Origin of the sequence: Nitrospira sp. BLG_1, assembly GCF_047338595.1 — a bacterium.
Lineage (GTDB): Bacteria > Nitrospirota > Nitrospiria > Nitrospirales > Nitrospiraceae > Nitrospira_D.
In genome coordinates, this window is the sequence record NZ_JBLFBO010000008.1 from 109,429 (window position 1) to 132,842 (window position 23,414).

The following is a 23,414-nucleotide window of genomic DNA, read 5'->3' on the forward strand; positions in this document are numbered from 1 at the left end:
CTTGATGTCCACGACTGCCCCATCGACCGCGCTCCTCGACCCTCTGGTTGAACGATATCTCACACAACTGAGAGTTGAGGGAGGGTTGGCCACGAATACGGTCGAGGCCTACCGGCGTGATCTGTTTCGATTGCAGCAACATTTGCTGATGCATCGACTGCGCATGAACGATGTCGTCTCATCGCAGGTGATCCGATCGTTTTTGGCCGCTCTCAAACAGGAATCGCTTGCGGCCTCGTCGGTTGCCCGGATTCTTTCGGCCATGCGAGGTTGGTATCGATTCCTTGTGCGGGAACGTGTCTTGGAAGGGAGTCCTCTCCGTGAAGTTGCGGTGGCGCGCCGGCCTGTTCAATTGCCGAAGACGTTGACGAGGCCTGAGGTGACCGCTCTGTTGGAGTTGCCAGTACGTGATCGGGTAGAGGATCAACGCGATCGGGTGATGGTGGAACTGTTGTATGCGTCAGGTCTTCGTGTCTCAGAACTCGTGGGGTTGACACTGTCTCACATGGATCTCAATCTCGGTTGCCTTCGGGTCGTGGGGAAAGGTACCAAGGAGCGCCTGGTCCCGATGGGACAGACTGCGCAAGATCTGTTGCGTGAGTACCTTGATCACATTCGTCCGGTGCTTCTGAAGCGCCGCTCCACGCGAGTGTTGTTCGTCAGTCGCCGTGGGCAGGGGTTGACCAGACAAGCCTGTTGGAAGCTGCTTCTGCAGCGGGCACGACGCGCTGGGATTGCGAAGTCGATCTCGCCGCACATGCTGCGACATTCGTTTGCCACGCACTTGCTGGAAGGGGGAGCCGATCTTCGAGCCGTTCAAACGATGCTGGGGCATGCCGATATTGCGACGACTCAGATTTACACGTATGTAGAACGGAGCCGGCTGAAGCATGTTCATAAACGATTTTTCCCAAGACAGCTTATGCGACGAGGCTCGGGTGGAACAAAAGCCTGAGGGTGAAGACTGTTGTCGTACGTATGGATGTGACGCGAGCGGTGAAAGAGATGGCTACTGGTTGACAAGGCAGTATGGACTTGATAGGCTCCGCGGAGCTTGCTAAGGAAATTGGGCGGATAGCTCAGTTGGGAGAGCGCTGCCCTTACAAGGCAGAGGTCACAGGTTCAATCCCTGTTCCGCCTACCAAATGGAGTATTGTGGTAAGGCGCGGCAGGGAGAGTGCTTTTGTACGGAGGGTTTGTTCCTCAGCTCGGGGCTTGATCGGCGACCAAACTGAGAGCGTCTTGTCATTTTCAATCTTCCGCCATAGCTAGATTTTGCGGGGCCGTCGTTCAGCCTGGTTAGGACGCCAGATTGTCAATCTGGAGGTCGCGGGTTCAAATCCCGTCGGCCCCGCCATTTTTCCCCAGTGTTTGGTACAATCCACGTTGCACAGAGCGACTGAAATCTAAGGAGGCACGTCGAGACTCGTATGTTTCAAGCTGGCCCACTGGGAGTCATCATGTCGTTGGGGATCGTCTCCAAAGTGGTCCTCTTGCTACTGTTAGGGTTTTCCATCATTTCCTGGGCGGTTATTTTCTATAAGTGGGCGAGCTTTCGTGCGGCCGACGAGAAAGACCGCCGTTTTATGGCGGTGCTCTTGCGAGCGAGAGATGTCGAAGAGGTCACGCGGCAGGTGCAACAAACTACCGGAAGTCCCTGCGCAAAGATTTTTCATACCGTCGTCCAGCGGATCGGCTACATCCCTACGGAGATGAAGGAGAACGGCGCGCTCGCCTTTGATCGGCATGTGATGGAGCGGACGGCCGCCCATATCGCGCAGAGTCAAATCGCCAAGTTGGAGTCTTTTCTTCCGTTTCTTGCTACGACTGGGAATATCAGCCCGTTCGTAGGGTTGTTGGGGACCGTGATGGGGATCATCGATTCGTTTCGGGAAATCGGCGCCCAGGGCACGGCCAGTATTGCGGCTGTGGCCCCCGGAGTGTCCGAAGCCTTGATCGCCACCGCTGCCGGGTTATTTGCGGCGATCCCCGCAGTCATTGCTTACAATTACTTCCTGACGCGCATCAGGCGTACTGCCTTGCAGATGGATTCCGTCGTGGTGGAGCTTCTGGCTCTGATCCCACCGCAGACCAAGTCCGCCGATCCGGTTGCCGTCGGAGCCAAGGGATGATTTTCGAGACACGGCAGCGTCGGTTCTTGGCCGAAATCAATGTGATTCCGCTGGTCGATGTGGTTTTGGTGTTATTAGTCATCTTCATGGTGACCGCGCCGATGCTGTATCGTGGAATGGACATCAAGTTGCCGACTTCCGCCTCGAACACCATCAAACCTGAAATTCGAGCCGTGTTGACGATCGAAAAAGATCAGCGACTGTATCTCGACAAAGATCAAGTCAGCGTGGCTCAACTCGAGCGAAAGTTACATCTCCTGAAGCAAGAACACGCGGATGTCTCCTTGTATTTGCGTGCCGATCGTGATGTGCCGTATGGGGTCGTGGTTCAGGTTATGGATGGAGTCAAAAAGGCCGGGATTGAAAAACTCGGCATGGTGACCGATCCCACAACCGGACCTGAGCGGATCACGGAGGCGACGTCTCCTCCACCTAACCAGTAGGATTAAGGTTCACGGTGCAGGCTTGGACATCAGCCGGTATGATATCGGATGATGAGTGGCAGGCGAAGCTGGCTCGCCGCCTGAGCCGTGCCCTGTTTGTTTCCCTTGTGTTGCATCTCGGGATTTTGGCGATCGTGGCGTGGATTCGCTTGCCGCGTCATGGTGAACGACCGCTTGCGTCCATTGAGATTTCGCTGGCCAGTCTCCCGGCGCCTCAGGTGAAAACCCTTGAGCCTCAAAAGAGCCAACCGATTTCGAAAGAGAAAGACCTAGAACGTCCGAAGCCAGTGCCGCAGCATAAGTCTGTCGATTCGCCAAAACCTGTCGAGCGTACCACGACGATCGCGCCACCCAAGGCCGTTCCCGTTCCAAGGCCGGTACCTGTCCCGTCTTCGTCTGCTTCCTCCACGCCGGTTTCTCCTCCTGTCACTCGGGCGAAATCGTCGAATGATATGATGAGCGAGATCATGAAGGGCATCGAGTTGCCGCCGGATGCTCCGAAGCGCGGAGACATCAGTCCTGAGGAGAAGCCCAGGGCGACGTCGGCTATGAAGCTGCCTGATGTGCCGGTCGTCTCGGATACGAGAGATCTCACGGGGAAGCCTGTGGCCCAGAAATCGTCTTCCTCCCTGACAGAAGATCTTGCAAAAGACTTGGACGAAGAGCTCAAGAAGATTAATAAACTGGAAGTGCCCAAAGCCGTGGCTTCGGTCGATATTCCCTCAAAACCTGCCTCCCAGCCGGCTCCTCAGGTTGAGGCAAAAGTGCCGAGCGTCAAGGCCGTCGACACGACGCTGAAGGTTCCAGGAATGGCTCCTGGGTCGAATGCCTATCTTGCGTTGGTCCGACAACGCATCAGCAATAGCTGGAGTGCTCCGCCTCTGGACCTGACCAACCAGGTGTATGTGGTAATCGTCCAATTCAGACTTCATCGGGACGGGAAAGTCACGGGTGTATCCATCGAACAATCGTCTGGGAATGACTATTATGATCTGGCGGGAAAGCGGGCGGTTCTGAGCGCAAATCCTCTGCCTGTCTTCCCGGCCGATATTTCCGATTCATACTTTGATGCCCACTTCACCTTTACCGTGGGCGAGCCTCAAGGATAAATTATGACGTTACGAGCGCTTGTGATTGCCGGTTTCTGTGCCCTGGTCGGCCTGGTGTGGATCATCGAATCCGGTGCTGCCGACGTGTTTCTTGAAGCGGCGAGGCCAGATTTTCAAAAAATTCCATTGGCGATTGCCGGAATTGAGAATCTGGGTGGGACGGAATCGCCGGAAGGGCGCGTGAAGCTCGGTAGCCGCATTGAGGAGGTGCTCAAGACGGATGTCCGTCGCTCCTTGGTGTTTGCTCTCGTTGATGTGAATGGTCTCGGTATTAAGGCTGGACAACTCGGAGCTGAGCCGGATCCATCCTTCAAGCACGCGGTTGAGAATGGCGTGTCGGTGGTGGTGTGGGGACGAGCTGGTATCAAGAGTGGGAATAAAGATTCCGATGTGAATATGGACGGCTATGTCTACGATGCGGGGAATAACGAGGTGGTTGGGGGGAAACGCTATGTCGGCTCGACATCGGTGGTCCGACTGATGGCCCATCGATTTGCCGATGAGCTGGTGTTTCGGTATACCGGAGAACCGGGGATCGCTCGGACAAAAATCGCCTATGTGTCTGAGTTGGGTTCGGCGCGCGAGTTATTCATCATGGACTATGACGGCTACGACCCGCGGCAACTGACGGCCGACGGATTTTTGAATTTGATGCCGCGCTGGTCTCCTGATCGTCGATTTTTGGTCTTTACGACCTACCGCAATCGGAATACGCAAGATATCGATCTCCTTGAGCTCGCGACTGGAAAACGCTGGACTCTGGTCTCGCAGGGCGGACTGAACATCACGCCGGCACTCTCTCCGGACGGGAATTTTCTCGCGTATTCGTCCAGCTCCGAGGGGAATGCGGAACTCTATCGCATGGATACCCACACCAAGGCGGTGCAACGGTTGACGACCAATGCCGGCGGAGATCTCTCCCCTTCCTGGGCACCGTCTGGCCGCGAGTTGGCCTTTACCTCCGACCGAAGCGGCGGACCGCAAGTGTTTCTCATCAGCGCGGATGGATCCAATGTGCGCCGATTGACCTTTGAGGGAGATTATAATGCCGCTCCCGCCTGGTCTCCTCGAGGGAATTGGATCGCGTACGTGTGCCGGACTCCACGGAAAGAGTACAAGCTCTGTCTCATCACGCCCGATGGGCAGAAGCGCGTGCAGTTGACGACCGGGCCGGGGGTGGATGATTCCCCTTCGTGGTCCCCCGATGGACGGCACATTGTGTTTAGTTCCACGGCGGACGGGAAGAGCCATATCTATATGATTAATACGGACGGGAAGGACTTGGAACGAATTACCTTTACGGGGACTCACAATAGCGCACCGACGTGGTCTCCCGCCTCGTGATTTTTGTGCAAGGCATTGACGAGAATCGTCCTCCACGGTATGAAAAGAAAGAACACCTGATGAGAAGGGAATCGACTCGATGAAGACATTAGTAGTCACCCCCCTGCCAGTGATTCTTGGCGTGCTCCTTCTGCTGAGTCCGGCTTGCTCGAGGAAGGCGGTTCAATCGGGAGGAGACACACGTGCGTTACAGGAAGAAATGGCACGAGGAGGGGCAAAAGGTGGGGCAAGTTCAAGCTTTCCCGACACATCGTTGTCCGGGAAGGATGAGACGAGTAGTCTGCGCGGATTCGATCGGAACCCCTTAGAAGAACGACTCGGAGGCGGTGGTCACAACGGAAATGGAACGGTGACTCCGGGCAACACGCTGATGGCCAAGTCCGATCCTGGCGGTGCTGCACGCCAGCTCGCTGAAATACGTGCAGAGCAGACGGCATCGGCGGCGGCCGGCTTGCGGGACGTATTTTTTGCCTATGATAGTTTTTCTATCACCGACGAAGGGCGCCACGCGCTCGCGAACGATGCGGAGTGGATCAAATCAAATCCGCAGGCTCAGCTGAAGATCGAAGGACATTGTGACGAACGAGGCACCTCCGCATATAACTTGGTGCTAGGAGAGAAGCGGGCGAAAGCCGTTCGGAACTACCTCGTTGAGTTGGGGGTGGTTCCCCAGCACCTCTCGGTCGTCTCGTATGGAAAAGAACGGCCGTTTTGCACAGAACATGGGGAGCACTGCTACTCGATGAATCGTCGAGGGCATCTTGTCGTGAAGGTGGGGAAATAGTGCGTGTGGGACACGCTGTTGGCAGGAGCGTATCCTCGTTGTAGTCGGTCCACTGGAGTGCAAGGCATGAAGTCTCAACTGCGAACCACGCATGGCGTGCTACTGGGTTTGGCTGTAGGCGGGCTCTTTTTGCCGGGTTGTGTCGCACAGCAGTCCGACTTGAAAAAAACTGAAAAAGACTTCAAACAGACCAGTGCCAAGCAGACTCAAGAAATTACGACACTACGCGAGTATGAAATTCCCCAGTTACGCGGAGAACTGGAGAAGGCGCTGCATCTGACCAAAGACCTTCAGGCCAGGCAGGAAGATCTTAAATACCGGTCGGCGCAGGCGGAGCAGCAGACTAAGAAACTTGAGCAGTTGGCGGCGAAGTTGGAAACCGACGGTAGTACTCGCTATCTGTGGATGCAGAAGAGCTTTGAGACTCAGGATGCGAAGGTATCGGCAAGGCTGGACGATCTGGCAAAGGCGATGGAATCACTCAAGAAAGAAGTCATCGATGTCGTGCAACGCACGAATGAGGGATTGGCAAAGCGTGTTGATGCCAAGTTGGAGGGGCACCAAAAGGAGCTGACCGAGCACCAGAATAGGATCGAGCAGGTTTCTCAAAAGTTTACGCAGTTTAATCAGGCGTTGTCAGGGTTTCGAGAAGCGCTGACCGGTCTGAATGATCGTGTCGGTGAAGGAGAGCATGCTTCAAAGAACCTTGCGGCAAAGATCGATGCGGACTCAAAAACTGCGGCGACGCATGCGGAAGATGTGAATCGGAGCGTGGTCTCCATCACCAAGGCACTTGAAGCCGTCGGCAAAAAAGTCACGGCTCGACTCGACGAGCAAGATGGCCGCATTGATGCCCTGGTGAAGACGATTGAGCAGGTGTCGCATAAGCCAGTGTCATTGCAGCAGGCAACTAAGTCTTCCCAGCATTCGTCGTTGGGACCGAATGAGACGGCGCTGGAAGGAGGAGATGCATCAAGAGTGTCTGCCGGGCAGGACACATCAGGTAGCGCGACGACGATTGTGCCTCCTCAAGAATCAGCCAAGTCGGAACTTCCTCAGGTTACATCCGATCCCCCTGATCGAGTTCGCTATGAACGGTTATTGGCTTTGTTTCGAGAGGGGGATTTGGAAGGAGCCAAGCAGGGATTTGCCTCATTTCTGGACGAGTTTCCCAATTCGAACCTTGCGCCCAACGCGCGCTTTTGGTTGGGGGAGTCCTATTTTCGCAAGAATGATTTTCAGAAAGCGATTGATGCGTACGATAAGGTAGAGGTCGATTATCCGAGTAGTGAAAAGGTGCCGTCGGCCATTCTGAAGAAAGGGTACGCGTATCTGGCCATGAAGGACAAGAAACGAGCTTCATCGGCCTTCAAACAGGTTGTCACGCTCTACCCCAAGAGTGTCGAAGCAGGGAAGGCATCCGACAAGTTGGGTCAACTGAAGGAGGTGCGGTAAAGCATGCGAGTCCGTACCGTCATGTCCACAGCGGTGATAGGGGGATGGTTGGGATGGGTGATGGTGTTTGCCGGATGCGCCAAGCATGCGGACTTCATGCAGACTCGGGACCAGCTTTCGATCATCTCCAAGACACAGGATCAGGATCATCAACGGGTTGATGCGGTGGTCCGTCGCTTGGAAGCGATCGAGCGGAGCAAGGACAGCAAGGACACGGACGTGACCAAGTCACGCTTTGATGATGTGACGGCTCGTATCCAGAAGCTGGAAAGCCGACTTGCGAAGATGGAAGAGACCGTGAGCCAGGCATCTGCCAGGTTGGACTCCTCACCCGAACTACGTGCGGCGAAGGCGGTGAAGTCGACACCTCCGGTTGAGGCCGTGGTGACCGCATCGGGCATCACGCCCACCTCGGCGTTTAATTTGGCTTACAATGATTATCTGAACGGGAAATATGAGCTCTCTATTGCCGGGTTCCAACGGTTCATCAAAGACTTTCCTGGCACGTCCCTGACTCCCAATGCCCAATACTGGTTGGGCGAGTCCTATTACAATCTGAAAGAGTATGGGCGAGCCATTCAGACCTTTGAGTATCTTGTTGCAGAGTATCCCGGGAATGAAAAAATGCCGGCGGCGCTCTACAAACTTGGGTTGGCGACGGCTGAAACCGGCGATCTTGCCAAATCGAGGAAGAATCTAAAACGGGTGCTTGAGGAGTTTCCATCGTCGGATGAGTCCAAGTTGGCCAAGCATAAATTGGCCGAGCTCCGATGAGCGTCCCTGCTGTTCGACGTCCTGCCTTGTTCCCATTCCCATCGTGCATGAGGAGCCTGGTGCTGTGCTGAAGACAGACGACAGCACCAAGATCCGCCTATTGCCGGAAGACGTGATTGGTCGCATCGCAGCCGGGGAAGTCGTTGAGCGCCCTGCTGCCGTCGTGAAAGAACTTCTTGAAAACAGCATTGATGCCGGGAGTCGTTCCGTCTCAATCGACGTGGACGATGGAGGCCTCTCCTTAATTCGGGTGACCGATGATGGAGAGGGGATGAGTCGTCAGGATGCGATCCGTGCGTTTCAACGCCATGCCACGAGTAAACTTCGGTCTGATGCCGATCTGTGGTCCATTCGGACGATGGGGTTTCGGGGAGAAGCGTTGCCAAGCATCGCGGCTGTTTCGCATGTCCGATTGTTGACCGCGACACGTTCTGACGAGGTAGGGACGAAGTTGGACGTCGTGGGGGGACTCGTTGGAAACATGACCGACGCCCCTCCGGTCGTCGGGACCAGGATTGAGGTGACGGCGCTGTTCGAGCATCAGCCGGCCAGGAAAAAGTTTTTGAAGTCTGCCCCGACGGAGTGCACGCACATCATTCGGGTGGTGCAACAGGCGGCGCTGGCATGGCCGGCTATCCAATTTCGTTTCACCCAGAATGCGCAGGAACTTCTGAACTACCCGACCGTGCGATCAGAAAGGGAGCGGATCGCCCAAGTGTACCCGCGTGCGTTTCTTGATCACGGTCTTCCTCTCCATGACGGGCAAACCGGCGCCAGCCTCACGGGGTACATTATTGATGCGGTCCATGCCAAGCCCTCGCGTATTCCGCAAGAATTGTTTGTGAATCGTCGACCTGTTCGGAGCCTGACCGTGTCCCACGCCGTCGGAGAAGGCTATGGTTCATTTCTGCCTCGAGGTTGCCATCCACGATTCGTCCTGTTCCTGGATGTCGATCCGGAGCGCGTGGATGTCAATGTCCATCCGACGAAACGAGAAGTGCGTTTCTCGGATAATGAATTTATTCATCAGCTTGTTCGACGAGCGGTTCGTCAGCGGCTGAGTGGTGGAGTGGGCGCACCGGGACGCGATGACATTGAGGTATCTGAGCGGGCTACTCCCCATGTCGCTGTTTCGTGGCCAGATTCTTCGGGCATGACCAGGTCTCGTCCAACGGAGACGACAGTCTTGCCACAGCCAGGTCCAGAGATTCAGCTGGCGTTTGTAAGTGAAGCGGCGGAGCCCTATGTGCGAGTGCCTGCCGGAGAAGTGGTGGCGTTGGGACAGATCAACCGGACATTCCTCGTTGCCCAAGTTGGGGGAGATCTGGTGGTGGTCGATCAACATACAGCCCATGAGCGGGTGTTGTTTGAGCGGTTGTATCGGACGTGGACGGCCCGCAGTCTTCAGGCTCAACCGCTGCTTCTGCCCGATCCGCTGGATTTGTCGCCGGATCATGTGGCCTTGATCCTGCGCTATCAGGAGGAGCTCGGGAAGTTGGGATTGGAAATCGAGCCGTTCGGCGCCACCACGGTCTTGCTCCGATCGACGCCGGTCGGACTTGGTCCAGTCGACCCGAAAGTGTTTCTGGAGGACCTGCTAGAGGACTTGCATCAATGGGAGCGAGTTCCTGCACTCGAGGCGCGAGTGCGGCCGGTGTTGGCGTCGTTGGCCTGCCATGGTGCCGTCCGAGCTGGACGCTCCATGCAACTGGATGAAATCAAGATGTTGGTCGAAGAGTGGCGATCGGAGGGAGAGATCACCACCTGTCCCCATGGAAGACGAACGTCGTTTCGACTCAGCACCGACGATCTCGAGAAAATGTTCGGACGAGCCGGTTGGTAGCTCATGCAAGGTGCAAGAGCGACTCATGTTCGATGGATCTGGTGGCGCTGTGGTGAACAGTTCTGGTCGGTGGTGTGACCATGCGGGTGGACATTGCACGTCGCCATCGTCCCTTGGTCGTCCTGCTGGGGCCAACTGCGGTTGGAAAAAGTCGAGTTGCGATACAGGTCGCCAAACATTTTGGCACCGAGATTCTGACGGCGGATTCGCGTCAAGTGTATCGCGGAATGGATATTGGAACGGACAAGCCGACTGCCGAGGACCTGCAGACGGTTCGGCACCGGCTTCTAGATCTGGTGAATCCGGATGAAGCATTCAATACTGGGTGGTATCGACGTGCTGCGTTGGACCATATCGAGCAGTTATACGTTGCCGACCTGTTGCCTCTCGTCGTTGGGGGGACCGGCCTCTACATCAGAACTCTGATCAGAGGCCTCTGTCCTGCCCCGCAGGCTGATCCCATCGTGAGAGCGGACCTCAAGAAATTGCGGGAGCAGGCTGGACGAACCGGCCTGTATGCCGAGTTGATGCGTGTCGATCCTGCTGCAGCGGCTAGATTGCATCCGAACGATGAGTCGAAGGTCATGCGGGCGCTGGAAGTGTATCGGCTGTCTGGACGTTTGATGTCCGAGATGCAGGCTGAACATCAGTTTCACGAGGCACCCTTTTCGGCACTGGTGATCGGACTTCATCGAGCTAAAGAGGCGCTCTATCGACGGATCGATGAACGCATCGATTGGCAGCTGGCCCATGGAATGATAGAAGAGACACGGTCGTTGCTCGATCGAGGATACGGGCGCGAGCTTGGGTCAATGAAAGGTCTTGGGTATCGGCACATTGGCGCCTATTTGGCGAACGAATATGAACATGCGGAAATGGTGCGTCAATTCAAACGTGATACCAGACGGTTTGCAAAACGGCAGATGACCTGGTTTCGAAAGGAGCCCGGTGTGGAGTGGTTCTTCATTGATGAAGACGAGCCGCTCGAACAGGTGGGGAGGCGAGTCATCACGCGCATCGACGAATTTCTGCAAGGGCATGGGACACAACAACAGCCTGCTGCGTTGCGGGCATGGTGAGAAAAGGGATTTGGGATGCCGAACAAAAAACAGGATAAGCGGGTAACAGTCGGAGTGATCGGAGGAAGCGGACTGTATGAGATTGAAGGGTTGACGGGTGTTCGCTCGATTCGAGTGCGTACGCCGTTCGGAGCTCCCTCCGATGCGGTCAAAGTGGGTATGTTCGAAGGGATTCGAGTGGCGTTTCTGTCTCGCCACGGACAAGGGCATCTGTTGAATCCCAGTGAAATCAACTATCGCGCCAACATTTTTGCACTCAAGTCCCTCGGGGTCTCGCATGTCATTTCGGTCAGTGCCGTGGGCAGCATGAAAGAATCGATTCATCCGGGTGACGTCGTGGTGCCAGACCAGTTCATCGATCTCACCAAACGCCGCGTCTCGACGTTTTTTGATCGGGGTCTTGTGGCGCATGTTGCATTCGGCGAGCCGATTTGTGCGGAGCTCGGCCGCGCGTTGCGCTCCGCCGGTGAGCGAGTCGGGGCCACGCTGCATGCTCATGGTACCTACGTGTGCATGGAAGGCCCGCAGTTTTCGACCAAGGCGGAATCACGGCTCTACCGGCAATGGGGTGTCGATGTGATCGGGATGACCAATATGCCGGAAGCCAAGCTGGCTCGTGAGGCGGAGTTGTGTTATGCGACATTGGCCTTGGTCACGGACTATGACTGCTGGCACGAGACGGAAGAGGCGGTCACCGTGGAGGCCGTGCTGGACACCCTGCATCGCAACGTTGCTTTGGCGAAACAGATTCTCCGGACGGTCATGCCGTCGTTCGCACATCCGATCGAGTGTGCCTGTCATCGCGCGTTGGACCATGCGATTTTGACCGCACCGAAGCGGATACCGACAGCGGTGCGGAAGAAGCTCTCAGTACTCATCGACCGTGCCCTGACACCACAGAAAGGAGCTCGTTAGGCAATGGGGAAATTGTTAGTGGTTGGATCGGTTGCGTTGGATACGGTGAAAACGCCCTTCGGCGAAGGGACGGAGATTCTGGGAGGGTCGGCCACGTACTTCTCCACGGCGGCGAGTTTCTTTACATCAGTGGCGCTCATTGCGGTAGTCGGGGAAGACTTTCCTCAGCAGCATGTCGCGTTTCTGAAGAGCCGCGGAATTGATCTGACGGGATTGGAGCGGCGACCAGGAGCGACCTTCCGCTGGAAAGGGGAGTACACCCATCAGTTGAATGAAGCGCACACACTGGATACGCAGCTTAACGTGTTCGAGACGTTTCGCCCGCAGATTCCCGAGGCGTATCGGGAGCCGGATGTGTTGTTCCTTGGGAATATTCACCCCGAGCTTCAGCTCGATGTGTTGCAGAAAGTGAAACGCCCAGCGCTCGTGGCCTCTGACACGATGAACTTCTGGATCAATGGCCAGCGGGAGGCCTTGTGGAAAGTGCTGGAGAAGGTCGATGTCTTGATCATCAACGACGGCGAAGCACGTGCCTTGGGTCAGGACACCAATCTCGTGAAAGTGGCGAAGTTGGTGCTGTCACGAGGACCCAAACATCTCATCGTGAAGCGAGGAGAATACGGCGTCCTCATGTTCAATGAAAAGCAGGTATTCGGCGCACCGGCATTTCCACTTGAAGACGTGCGCGATCCGACCGGTGCCGGCGATACCTTTGCCGGTGGGTTTTTGGGCTATCTTGCCGCCACCGGAAACCGTTCCCCTGAGGCCATGAGGCAAGCCATCATCTTTGGAAGCGTCATGGCGTCATTTACAGTAGAAGCCTTTAGTCTTGACCGATTGCGAATCCTGGATTACAAAGAGATTCAGGCACGGTTCGCTGAATTCAAGCGACTCACGCATTTTGAGGACGTATGACGATCTGGAACAGACACCGACCCCATCGAGATCAAGCCTGTCGCGCATTGATCTTGATATGGCTTGGACTAGCCAGCGTCGTGGCGGGCTGTGCGACAGAGAAAGAGGTTCTGCAAAAATCGCAAGGGCATTATCAAGAAGGAGTGGCGAGCCTCCCGGGGGATCGGCAGCAGGCCTTCGTGTCGTTCCAGAAAGCTGTTCAATTGAACCCAAATAACAAAGAAGCACGATATGCCTTAGGACATGTCTACGCGCTGCAAGGCAAATTGCCGTATGCGGAAGAGCAGTTTCGTGCGGCGCTGAAGATCGACGAGAGCTACTCCGAAGCGCATACGTATCTGGGGCAAGTTTTAGCCAATCAGGATCGGTGGGTGGAGGCGATGCAATCCTATCGGTCGGCGTTGGCGAATCCCTTGTACCCCACGCCGGATCTGGCTCGCTTTCATCTTGGCCGTGCCCTGGCGCACCAGGGCGATCTCCAGGGAGCGATGGAGGCGTTCGAAGATGCGGCCTCCGCCAGTCCGCCGACGGTTCCGCCAGCGATGACGCATCTTGAGCTGGGCCGTGTGTACTCTCAGCTCGGCTACACGACGCGCGCGCGAGAAGTGCTGAAGAAAGTGGCGACATTGGACAAGGGGGGCGAGTGGGCGACAGCGGCGTCAGATCTCTTGACGCGATTGAAGTAGGAGACCTATGGAGTCGGTCGGCGAATTCTTTCGGCAGGTCCGTGAAACCAAAGGATTGACCATCGATGAGGTTGCGTCGAAAACTCGTATTCGCACGGATTTCGTCAAGGCGCTCGAGGACGGCAATTTTGCCAAACTGCCTGATCAGGTCTTCGCGAGAGGGTTCGTGCGGTCGTATGCGAGATCGCTTGGATTGGACGAGGAAGACGCGATTCATCGGTTTATTCAATCGGCCGGCTCTTTTTACGAGAAACAGGATGAGCGGGAACGGCTCAAGGTTCGCCAGATTGAGGAGGACCGTAAGCGTCAGGCCAATCGAAAAGCGGTGGCGATTGCTATTGGTATTGCCGTCCTGACGCTCGTCTTCCTGTTGAGTCGTGAGCAATCCACGGTGTTCCGGCGCGGTGCACCAGAACAGGTCTCCGCGACGAAACGGACGACTCAACCGAATAAGGACGTGGCGGAATCGGTGACTCGCGAGCCTGAGCGTTCGGCCGACGCAGCCAAATCAATCGAATCACCGGCCGGAGCTCTCCAGAAGACGACCGCAGAAGCTCCGCGTCGCCAGGAGCCGGCGGTGGTTGAGGTCGTGGCGTCACGAGTTGAATCCGACGCAGCGCCGACAGGGGCGCTTGGTTCTTCTGGCAGTGATGGCCCCCTGGCGGGGATTGGTCTGAGCGCGATCGAGAACCATGGAGATGGGCAACTGGTCTTGGACCTGGAAGCAACCGAGTTGAGCTGGGTCGTCGTGCAGATCGATAATGGGAGTCCGCAAGAGTCATTGCTTCGGCCTGGTGAAAAGGGGCACTGGACGGGGCAGGATCAATTTATTCTCACCCTCGGGAACGCCGGTGGTGTGAAAGCTGAGCTCAATGGCAAACCGCAAAAACCCTTCGGCCCCAGCGGCAAAGTCGCCCGTGATATCGTGCTGAAGCGATAGTTCTACCGCACTGGGCGTATTTCTTTTCATGTAACCAGCACCATGAGAATCTCACGAGCCTCAATGAGGCGTGGCTGGCCTCGGTGAGGCGCAAAGGTGTCACGAATGGATTGAATGTAGGAAGAGGCGATCTGATGAGCTGCATAAATAGCGAGATTCATAGGGTTTCTTTTGGATAGGAATTGGCATGGGGCTTGTACGTCTTCGACCCGAGAGCAGGAAATATCACGGTGATGCCGAGGGATGTTTCCTTGACAGAAATTTAGACTGGTTGGTATAGTTCGGGCGTTTAACTGGCCATTGAATGTAGAGAAGATGAGTCGGCGGCCTGAGGTTCTCTTCAGGCTGGGTGGGTTTAACATATCAAGGAGGACATGTGATGGGGTATCTGTCCAAGTTTTTGGGAATTGCTGCAGCGGTGATGTTTCTCTCCGTCTCGGTCGTGGGAGCAGAAGAAAAGGATCCGACCAAGCCCCGCGTTCCGCCGGATCAGATGGCGGATGCAAAGGCTCTGAAGAATCCGATCGCAACCTCGCCCGAAAGTATCGCCAAGGGCAAAGCGCTGTATGAAGGGAAAGGTACCTGCTTCAATTGCCATGGCAAGGCTGGCGATGGACAGGGCGAAGCGGGCAAGATCCTCAATCCGAGCCCCCGCGACTTCACCAATTGCAAGTTCCACAAGAAGCGGAAAGATGGCGAGCTTATGTGGGTCATCAAGAACGGCAGCCCTGGAACCGGAATGGTGTCCTTGGTCCCGGCTGCGATCACCGAGGAAGAAGCGTGGAACATCATCAATTATGAGCGGAGCTTCTGCAAGGGCGAGTAATCAATCGCTCGACAGATTCTCGTAAGCTCTTAAGAACGCTGAGAAAAAGAGAGGGTGGGGAGGGAACTCCTCACCCTCTCTTTTTATGTGTCAGGCTACAGCAGGCACGAGGGTCCCATGCTCTTCATGACACCTTTCCGACGTAGTTAGTACATTCTCCACTTCAGCTGTTTCTACAATCCAGATTCTGGACGGTCTGTGTCGCTATCCCCTCGTTTGGGGGTTGGGAATATTGGCGTTGGAAGGCTTGGGGGGATTGCACCTTGCATACAAAAAAGGGTACAGTCCGCCGGACGAGTCAGAATTGCGATAAAAGAGTACATACGGTAGCAAATACAGCGAACATCGACGTTCTCATTTTGAACAATTAGGAGGGCGACTATGCGCAGCCTATGTCCATGGGTGCAGTGCCGAGGAGCAGTCGTAGCAGCATCGCTCGCGCTTGTATCAGCGGGAATCACGTTCAGTGTAGCCACCGAAACCAGTCAGGCCGCAGAGGGCTCCCTCCCACCAGCTATCGTGGCGGCAGACCTCGAATACAATGGGCGTGTTGCCGTCGGAGGGGAGCCCGTGACGGTCAAGATTGCCACTCCGAACAAGAATGGCGTGATGACCTTTCAGGGCACAGCCGGGCAACGCATCAATCTCGGTTTTAGTTCGGTCAGCCTCACACAGTTTCAGGTGTCGGTCTATGGGCCGGATGGGAGTCTGATTTCCAGACAGCCGACCGCCGTCAGGAACTATTATGCCACTATGGGCACTCGACCACTCTCCTCACAGACACAGGTCCAGACATCTGCCACTGCGTACCAATTTACTGCTGATTCAGGTGCGACCATCTCCTCGAGCGAGATGAACGGCAGCAGCATAGACCTTGTCGAATTGCCGGCAACCGGGGTCTATACGATTTTCTTCGATCCCCTCAGCACCTACACCGGAAGCTTCACGATCACCGTTTCACATGAGCTGGAGGGTACGATCGTGCCCCAGGGTTCGGCGGTATCGGTTGCTATCGGCCGTGCCGGGCAAAACGCTCGGTACACCTTCTCCGGCAACAGCGGTCAGGCGGTCAGCTTGCAGTTGAGTGATGTGACGATCAGAAGCGGGTATGTATCAATCCTCAAGCCGGACGGCAGTCCCCTGGGTCAGCCTACCTCATTCGCCCATGCGGGTGCGGTGGTCGATGCGCAAGTTCTTCCGACCTCCGGGATGTATGTGGTTCTGATCGATCCGGAGTTAAGCTATACCGGAAACGTAAAGCTTGCGCTCTACAATGCTCCGGATCTCCTGGGCAATATCATGATCGACCAGATGACGGTCACCCCGACATTGACCGTCCCGGGTCAACGCGCGCTGTATACCTTTAATGCGTCGGCGGGCCAATGGGTCAACCTCGGTCTCACCGGTGTCTCAATCGCCTCGAGTACGTTGTCGCTGTTGAAACCGGATGGAAGCAAGTTGGCATCCACCACGATCGGTTCCAGTGGCGGCAGTCTCGATCCGGCCATGGCATTACCAGAGACAGGAGCCTACACGATCGTCGTGGATCCGGTCGGCAATAACACCGGCAGCATGACCCTTGCGTTGTCGTCACCCGTTACGGGTACGCTCGCGCTTGACGGAGCGTCGGTGACCGTGAGTCTGAACAAGCCAGGCAAGACGGCACGGTACACGTTTAACGGCAATGCCGGACAATGGGTGAGCCTTGGGCTCACGGCTGTTGGGCTTACGTCGAGCAGCATTTCGCTATTGGACCAGAATGGAACCCAGCTGGCCTCCACGGCAGTAGGAACGGCGGGTGGCGCGCTTGAAATTTCTAATCCATTGCCGGCCACCGGAGTCTATACCGTGCTTGTTCGCCCAGGTGGACCCTATACCGGCAACATGACGCTGACACTCTCGACAGAGGTATCGGATTCGCTCAAGATTAATGCCGCGCCGAGGCCGATCATGATCAGCCGGGCTGGTCAGAGTGGTCGCTATACATTTAGCGGTACGGCTAATCAGCAGATCACGATCAAAGCGACCAATAATAAGTTCGATAGCGTGGCAGTGAATCTCTATACGCCGAGCGGAGTCTTGCAAGCAGGGGCGACGAGTTCCGCGTCCAACTTTAACCTCAATACGGTGACGTTGGCCACGACAGACACGTACACGATCACCATCAACCCTGCGCTAGCGGAAACAGGGAGCATTCACTTACAAGTAACCAGCCAGTAGAAGCTGTGTGTAAGAATAGAGGTGGTCACTCGCCTGTATTCGCATCGGAGCTGATAACAAGAGGGTGGGGAGGCAACTTCTCACCCTCTTTTTCTATCACATCACTAGCGACTGCACGCCAGTAGTGGGATTTCCACCATACTGTGCGAGAGCGTGACTACTGACAGCAAACGGCATAGGCTCTGTCTGCGTCGTGAGCACTGTACTTGACTCAGTAACAGGAAGTTCAGGCCAGTATCATAGAGAGGAGTATTAACATGGACTCCTATTACCCTAGCTAGCGTCTAGCGATGAGTCTCCATCTGGGTCCTTTATGAGTCAGCAACCCTTATAGGTATGTTCACTGCGTACTTTGATGCTAGCGGCCAGGAGCACGAGCACCCCTATATGGTTGTAGCGGGTTTTGTGTCGAGCGTAAAGGTTTGGTCTGAATTCTCGGATGAATGGCGGGCAGTTCTTGGTAATTATCACCTCAAGACGTTTCATGCGGCAGATTGCCAGAACTTTAGAGGTGAATTTATAGAATGGAAAGGTAAAGAGGATAAGCGACTACGCCTATGGTGCGATTTGTTGGGTGTGATCAAGAAGCATACCTTCCATAAGTTTAGTGTCGGTATCGAGATCAATGATTGGAAAGAATCTTTTTCCCAGGAAAGGAAAAGAAAGTCGAAGATCAATGCCTATGTGTTATGTGCTTTGGCTTGTGCAGAACGTGTCAAGCTATGGGCTAGACGGCAAAATGTCAAAACGCCCATCGCATACATTTATGAGTCAGGGGATCCTGGGAGTGGTCAATTGAGGGCGTACTTCGACGAGCAGGAATTCCCGGCGCCATCATTCAAACATAAGGAGGACCGCACCGTTGAGGGGATTTACTGCCCCGCCACAGTTCCGCTTCAAGCCGCTGATTTTCTTGCATACGAAATCTTCTTGATTAAAAAGATATTTCGCAAAAATGGGCTTCCCTCTCTCGGGCGCCCGATGCGTGAATTTGTCGACATACCTGAAGCCACAAAAATCTACTCAGGTGATCGACTCAAAGAACTTGAGAAGACCTTTGATTTCCCTAGAAAGGTGAATGGTATCTGGAGACCGTTCTAACAACGGTTATCCCTGCTTTCCATTCATCGTGGGAGGAAATTGGGGTCTAGTCGTGTACGTTGCCAGACGGAGTTCGAATCTTGTGCTGTTTGAACAGGGAGGAGTTACGCGAGTTAAGGCGTTTCCGATGCTGCAAGTGAGGGCAGTGTGGTGAGAACCAGGTCCGCGGCTTTGTCGTCCGGTTTCAGCAGTGGGATCATTTGCGGGCGTTGGATCGCATTAAACTGAGATTTTGATGCCCATGTGACTTTCTGTCGTACGAATCCACTCACCTCTCCGAACGTGATCTTCCCATCTCGGTTTGTATCCGCTTCTCCGCGCAGACCGCGCAATAAATAATAGGTAAAGAGTCCGTGACGATGGTTGTCGTCATCGACTCCGGTGGCAAGGCCCTCGACGGCGATCAATCGAATCGTGTTCTCTCCGTCCAGATCCCATCGTGGGGTAGCGGGTGTCTTGGTCTGGTCGATAATGGCAGCAGTCTTTCCGTCGAAGATGAAGATGGCCTGCCGTGGATTGAGCTTCGCAAGGACCGATTCCAGCGCACTCAGACGATAGAGACTGGTTGGGGTCTTTGTTCCGTCATAGGGGACGAGGAAGACCTCTCCCCGAGGGGAGACCATTGCTTGGCCTGAAAAGTAGATAATGACGACTCCATCTTTCGTCGAACGAGTCGGGAGCCATTCACGCAGGGTTTTCTCGATCTGTGCAGAAGTGGCCTTGCGGTCCGTTAATAGCGCGATATTGGAAGAAGGTACGCCTCCGAGCGTTTGGAAGTACTTGGCGACCGTTTCCGCATCGTGGGCGGCATGCTTGCGTGATGGAATCTGCTGCGTGAGGGTCGAGCTGAGGCCGATGGCAATGACGGAGGTGTCTGGGTGCAGAACAGGTGATGCCTGAGCTGACACCTGATCGACATCATCGCCTCTGGTTCCCGTCGGAGCGATCGTAAAGGACAGTGTTTGAGGTGAGGCTGCGGCGCCAGTGCGTTCTGCTACGATCACCCGGATTTCGGCCGGTTCCGACTGTGCGAGCAGGGGTAGGGTGGCGACAAACTCCACCGATCTGGTTTGGCCCGGCTGTAGCGGCGGGATTCTCAAGACCGTCGTGGGAAAATGTTCGAGGGTGAGTCGAGTTCCGGTCAAAGAAGCCGAGGCGTGCTCCACCAGGGTTGATCCTGTGTTCACGACGTCGACACGGACGCGAATATGTTCGCCACCTTCGAGCAGGAGGTCACTGTTTTCATCGAGTAAGAGCGCCTTGAATCGGAGGGTGGTTGAAGCAGTAGGGCCGCTTAGTTGGTCGGCAGGTGTCGGGCTCAAGGCGGGGGCCACGGCGAGGGTTCCCGGTGATGGAGCAGTCGGCTCGGTTGCGCTGAGGTTGTCAGGGCTTTCCACAGCCTGCTTTGCCGTGAGGGCAACCCTGGCTGCAAAGTCGATCGAGGTGTCCTGGACGAACGGATCAATAATGTAGTCACAGTTCTTTGAGACTTGTTCAAGTCGCAACCGTTCCTGACGGGACACCGCGATGTCCGTCTGCCGGAGCAACGCTCCCGTGCGGTCATAGACACGGGCGATCGCATTGAGATGGATGTTGGCCGGAGCGCGGTCGTAGAGCGCCTCTTTGTTGAGGTCGAATGACGAGTCAATGAGATCGACCTGGACGACATGATCCGCTGGGCCGGCAGTTTCTCCTCCGTCCACAATCACACGGTCAAAGGTTCGGTGAAGACCCTGCTGCAACGCGTCTTGTAAGCGTTCCCCTAACGGGACTTCCTGGAGTTGCCCGCATGTATTCGTATAGCGAAGCGTGAGGTCCCTGAGGGCCGAGGATGTCTCCAGTTTGGCACTGGCCGCAAGAGGGGTGCCCATTGGGGCAAACTCAAGATGCGTCGCACAGCCGACGAGGACGAGGAGTGCGGCGCCGCTCCAAGCGTTCGCCAGAATGCGCATATCGCAGAGTCGATTCATATGGGCTCTTGCCAGGCCTTCGTCCTCTTCTTCTTGTATGATAGACCTAACCGGTTGTCACGGTACTGGAAACCTCACATGAATGCAACGGGGCTGCAAAGGGAGGCCTGGTTTACAATACCGACGGTCTGGTACGGTAATAACGTGTCATGCGCTTGCCGATTGATACGGATCGTGTTCAGCGCCCGTCACCGTACCTTTTCTTCTTTGAAGCCGGTCGAACGAGTAGTGTAAAATAGATCGTTAAACTGGTGTAGGGGCCTATTTCCAATAGGACTCTGAACAAGAGTCACATCCTGGAGGAATTCAGATATGTTCATGTGGACTCAGAAATCGACGAACATGCTCATGGCTTGTGGATTAGCCGTATCTGCTCTGATCGGAAGCGGATGCGTGTCGCCTGTCTCGGCTTCAGGGGTTCCTCCGGCATGGGCCCAGGGGTTCTCGGAGATTGTGAAAAAGACGATGCCGGCCGTTGTGAACATTGCCGTCACCGGTGGAGGGGAGGGGAGTCGGAGGCGAGGAGGGGTTCCGCCGAACCCATTCGGGACGCCGCCTCCTGGGGATGAGCCTGGCGGTGAATCACCGATTCCGCCGGCTCCACATGGCCCTCCCGGTCCGCACGGCAAACCTGATCAGAGTGCCGGCTCGGGAGTCATTCTCGATGCCAGCGGGTATATCGTGACCAACAATCACGTTGTGGAAGGGGCGACCCAGATTACTGTCACGCTGAGCGACCGGCGGGAGTTTTCCGCCAAGATTGTCGGGACCGATCCGAAGACCGATTTGGCGGTGGTCAAGATCGATGCCAAGGATCTGCCGTCGCTCAAGTGGGCGGAGTATGAGAAGCTCCAGGTCGGGGATCTCGTGTTGGCCGTCGGAAGTCCATTCGGCTTGAGCTCGACCGTGACGCTCGGGATTATCAGTGCATTAGGGCGTGGCAATGTGGGAATTGCCGACTATGAAGACTTTATCCAGACCGATGCGGCCATCAACCCTGGAAATTCTGGTGGGGCGCTCGTCAATATGAATGGGGATCTGATCGGGATCAACACCGCGATTTTCTCAAGGACCGGCGGATCGGAAGGCATTGGGTTTGCGATTCCCAGCAGCATCGCACTGGATATCGTCGATAGCCTCCAAAAGACTGGGAAAGTCGTGCGCGGATGGATGGGCGTGGCGATTCAGGAGATCACGCCGGCCTTGGCAAAATCCTTCAAGCTTCCGGATCAGCGGAAGGGGGTCTTGATCAGCGACGTCAATGAAAATGGCCCCTCGCATGCCGCAGGAATCAAGCGGGGTGATGTGGTGGTGGCGTTCAATGGGAAGGAAGTGCAGACGGTCAGCCAGCTGCGCAACCTCGTTGCCAGAACGGTCGTCGGCAAAGATGCCCAGGTGAAGGTCGTCCGCGAAGGGAAGGAACAGGTCATTGCCGTGAAGGTGGCTGAGCGTCCCTCTGATGAAGTCTTGGCCAAGAAGGAGCCGGGGCCACCGAAGGAAGCGGGAGAGCAGATCAAGCCACCGGACAATGTGCTGGCATCGCTTCGTGTCCAGGCTCTGGACAATGCGTTGATGAGCCAATTGAACATTCCTTCCAAGACGGCCGGCGTGGTGATCATCTCGGTAGAGTCGGGTGGACAGGCGGAAGCGGCTGGCTTGCAGCGCGGCGATGTCATCCAAGAAGTCAACCATGAATCCGTCAAGACGCTCAGCGAGTACCAAAAGGCCGCCGAGAAAATTAAAAAAGACGAGCTTGCGGTCTTGCTGGTCAATCGTCAGGGGAACAGCCTCTTCGTAGCGATCAATCCGAAGTAAGAAGCACAGGGGTATTTGTTGATCCGTCGATCTGTTGATTGCCAGAAGCCTGATCGGCAGATCGCCGGATCGACAGATTCCAGTTTGTACGAGGCTCTGTGTTGAACAAACTGAACCAGTGGCTGCAAGACTCGGTGTTCAAGCCGCTGGAAGATAAGAAGATGCCGGTCATGGAACACCTGGTGGAGTTCCAGGTCCGGCTGACACGTGCGGTGATCGCCTTGGCGGTCGTGTTCATGGGGACCTTCCTATATGCCGACGCACTCGTCAAATGGCTACGCGTTCCGCTCCAGAACATGTTTGTTCCCAGTCAGTTGACATGGGAACCCACCGACCTCCCGACTGTGCCGTTTGTGTTCCTCGCTCCGGCGGAGGCGCTTTGGCAGAACGTCAAGGTGGCGGGCTTGTGTGCCATTGTGCTTGCCATGCCGTATTTGCTGTATGAAATCTGGCGGTTCGTGGTTCCTGGGCTACACGCCCAAGAACGGCGGTTTGTCGGCCCGTTCGTGTGTGTCAGCGCGGCGGCATTTTATGCGGGGGCGGGCTTTTCATTTTTTTTCGTTCTACCGTTTGCGTTAAATTTTTTGATTTCGTACGGCGTCAATGCAGGATTTGCGCCGCAGATTTCTATTGCGCAATATGTCGGATTCGCTCTCTGGTTTCTAATGGTGTTCGGGCTGATTTTTGAAGTGCCGTTGGCGCTGACGCTTATGGCAAAGCTCGGATGGGTGGATGCGCCGTTTTTGATTCAATACTGGAAGTGGGCGCTATTAGGGTCGTTCGTGATTGCCGCCATCCTGACTCCCACGCCTGACCCATTCAATCAAACGCTGATGGCCGGTCCGATGTTTCTGCTCTATTGGGTCGGGATTTTTGGTGCGAAAGTCTTTGGGAAAAAACCAGCTGCCGAGTCCGATCAACCGTCTGTTCCAACGACGGCGATGGCGGGGGCGGGAGTGGGTGGGAGTGCCGCTGGGGTGGCGATGCCGAACTCTTCCACGGGTGAGGACTACGTGGGAGTTCCCGGAGGACGACCGCGTTAGCAAAGATGTTGAACGAACCG

21 protein-coding genes and 2 tRNA genes are annotated in these 23,414 nt (G+C 55.6%); 21 read left to right on the forward strand and 2 right to left on the reverse strand.

From position 1 onward, the window contains the following. Window positions 1–4: 4 nt before the first annotated feature. The 16 genes from xerD to ACMTNU_RS09950 all read left to right on the forward strand — a co-directional run bounded on the left by xerD (window position 5) and on the right by ACMTNU_RS09950 (window position 14,419). The gene (gene xerD, locus ACMTNU_RS09875; RefSeq protein ID WP_413935076.1) at window positions 5–955 is read left to right on the forward strand and encodes a site-specific tyrosine recombinase XerD; all 951 of its coding nucleotides are present in this window, start codon (window positions 5–7) and stop codon (window positions 953–955) included. 113 nt (window positions 956–1,068) lie between these two features. After that, window positions 1,069–1,144: transfer RNA gene (locus ACMTNU_RS09880), tRNA-Val, on the forward strand. A gap of 135 nt (window positions 1,145–1,279) precedes the next feature. Further along, window positions 1,280–1,357, forward strand: a tRNA-Asp gene (locus ACMTNU_RS09885). Between the two features lie 73 nt (window positions 1,358–1,430). Beyond that, window positions 1,431–2,132, forward strand: a complete 702-nt coding sequence (locus tag ACMTNU_RS09890; RefSeq protein WP_413935077.1) for a MotA/TolQ/ExbB proton channel family protein — start codon at window positions 1,431–1,433, stop codon at window positions 2,130–2,132. Further along, a complete protein-coding gene (locus ACMTNU_RS09895) occupies window positions 2,129–2,575 on the forward strand; it encodes a biopolymer transporter ExbD (RefSeq protein ID WP_413935078.1) in 447 nt (148 codons plus the stop codon). The genes ACMTNU_RS09890 and ACMTNU_RS09895 overlap by 4 nt, the downstream gene beginning before the upstream one ends. A gap of 38 nt (window positions 2,576–2,613) precedes the next feature. After that, window positions 2,614–3,684: a TonB family protein gene (locus tag ACMTNU_RS09900; protein ID WP_413935079.1), complete on the forward strand. Its 1,071-nt coding sequence runs from the start codon at window positions 2,614–2,616 to the stop codon at window positions 3,682–3,684. Window positions 3,685–3,687: 3 nt separating this feature from the next. Further along, window positions 3,688–5,028 (forward strand): Tol-Pal system beta propeller repeat protein TolB, encoded by a 1,341-nt coding sequence (gene tolB, locus ACMTNU_RS09905; RefSeq protein ID WP_413935080.1) that lies wholly within the window; start codon window positions 3,688–3,690, stop codon window positions 5,026–5,028. Window positions 5,029–5,107: 79 nt separating this feature from the next. Next, window positions 5,108–5,812 (forward strand): peptidoglycan-associated lipoprotein Pal, encoded by a 705-nt coding sequence (gene pal, locus ACMTNU_RS09910; protein WP_413935081.1) that lies wholly within the window; start codon window positions 5,108–5,110, stop codon window positions 5,810–5,812. A gap of 66 nt (window positions 5,813–5,878) precedes the next feature. Further along, on the forward strand, window positions 5,879–7,267 hold the full coding sequence (gene ybgF / locus ACMTNU_RS09915) for a tol-pal system protein YbgF (protein WP_413935082.1): 1,389 nt from the start codon (window positions 5,879–5,881) through the stop codon (window positions 7,265–7,267). 3 nt (window positions 7,268–7,270) lie between these two features. Beyond that, on the forward strand, window positions 7,271–8,041 hold the full coding sequence (ybgF, locus tag ACMTNU_RS09920) for a tol-pal system protein YbgF (protein ID WP_413935083.1): 771 nt from the start codon (window positions 7,271–7,273) through the stop codon (window positions 8,039–8,041). A 64-nt stretch (window positions 8,042–8,105) separates the two neighbouring features. Continuing rightward, window positions 8,106–9,884 carry a DNA mismatch repair endonuclease MutL gene (gene mutL / locus ACMTNU_RS09925; protein ID WP_413935084.1) on the forward strand — a complete coding sequence of 593 codons (1,779 nt, stop codon included), beginning with the start codon at window positions 8,106–8,108 and terminating at the stop codon, window positions 9,882–9,884. Between the two features lie 80 nt (window positions 9,885–9,964). Next, window positions 9,965–10,963: a tRNA (adenosine(37)-N6)-dimethylallyltransferase MiaA gene (miaA, locus tag ACMTNU_RS09930; protein ID WP_413935085.1), complete on the forward strand. Its 999-nt coding sequence runs from the start codon at window positions 9,965–9,967 to the stop codon at window positions 10,961–10,963. Window positions 10,964–10,978: 15 nt separating this feature from the next. After that, window positions 10,979–11,878, forward strand: coding sequence for an S-methyl-5'-thioadenosine phosphorylase (gene mtnP / locus ACMTNU_RS09935; protein ID WP_413935086.1), 900 nt, complete (start codon window positions 10,979–10,981; stop codon window positions 11,876–11,878). A gap of 3 nt (window positions 11,879–11,881) precedes the next feature. After that, window positions 11,882–12,793: a PfkB family carbohydrate kinase gene (locus ACMTNU_RS09940; protein WP_413935087.1), complete on the forward strand. Its 912-nt coding sequence runs from the start codon at window positions 11,882–11,884 to the stop codon at window positions 12,791–12,793. Then, a complete protein-coding gene (locus tag ACMTNU_RS09945; RefSeq protein ID WP_413935088.1) occupies window positions 12,790–13,479 on the forward strand; it encodes a tetratricopeptide repeat protein in 690 nt (229 codons plus the stop codon). Before ACMTNU_RS09940 ends, ACMTNU_RS09945 begins: the two co-directional genes overlap by 4 nt. A gap of 7 nt (window positions 13,480–13,486) precedes the next feature. Continuing rightward, a complete protein-coding gene (locus ACMTNU_RS09950) occupies window positions 13,487–14,419 on the forward strand; it encodes a RodZ domain-containing protein (RefSeq protein ID WP_413935089.1) in 933 nt (310 codons plus the stop codon). Between the two features lie 26 nt (window positions 14,420–14,445). On the opposite strand, the gene ACMTNU_RS09955 is transcribed toward ACMTNU_RS09950, so the two are convergent. Then, complete coding sequence (locus ACMTNU_RS09955; RefSeq protein ID WP_413935090.1) at window positions 14,446–14,580, reverse strand: hypothetical protein; 135 nt, start codon at window positions 14,578–14,580, stop codon at window positions 14,446–14,448. 218 nt (window positions 14,581–14,798) lie between these two features. On the opposite strand from ACMTNU_RS09955, the gene ACMTNU_RS09960 reads away from it, so the two are divergent. The 3 genes from ACMTNU_RS09960 (at window position 14,799) to ACMTNU_RS09970 (ending at window position 18,566) form a co-directional block, all read left to right on the forward strand. Continuing rightward, entirely contained in the window at window positions 14,799–15,245 is a 447-nt protein-coding gene (locus ACMTNU_RS09960; protein ID WP_413935091.1) for a c-type cytochrome, read from the forward strand. A gap of 381 nt (window positions 15,246–15,626) precedes the next feature. Next, window positions 15,627–17,465, forward strand: coding sequence for a hypothetical protein (locus tag ACMTNU_RS09965; RefSeq protein WP_413935092.1), 1,839 nt, complete (start codon window positions 15,627–15,629; stop codon window positions 17,463–17,465). 336 nt (window positions 17,466–17,801) lie between these two features. After that, window positions 17,802–18,566, forward strand: coding sequence for a DUF3800 domain-containing protein (locus ACMTNU_RS09970; protein WP_413935093.1), 765 nt, complete (start codon window positions 17,802–17,804; stop codon window positions 18,564–18,566). Window positions 18,567–18,679: 113 nt separating this feature from the next. Here ACMTNU_RS09970 and ACMTNU_RS09975 read toward each other — a convergent pair whose 3' ends face one another. Further along, window positions 18,680–20,536, reverse strand: coding sequence for a caspase family protein (locus tag ACMTNU_RS09975; RefSeq protein WP_413935094.1), 1,857 nt, complete (start codon window positions 20,534–20,536; stop codon window positions 18,680–18,682). 312 nt (window positions 20,537–20,848) lie between these two features. Between ACMTNU_RS09975 and ACMTNU_RS09980 the strand changes: the two genes are divergently transcribed. Then, window positions 20,849–22,351: a Do family serine endopeptidase gene (locus ACMTNU_RS09980; protein ID WP_413935095.1), complete on the forward strand. Its 1,503-nt coding sequence runs from the start codon at window positions 20,849–20,851 to the stop codon at window positions 22,349–22,351. Between the two features lie 101 nt (window positions 22,352–22,452). Further along, window positions 22,453–23,394: a twin-arginine translocase subunit TatC gene (gene tatC / locus ACMTNU_RS09985; RefSeq protein WP_413935096.1), complete on the forward strand. Its 942-nt coding sequence runs from the start codon at window positions 22,453–22,455 to the stop codon at window positions 23,392–23,394. Window positions 23,395–23,414: the final 20 nt, after the last annotated feature.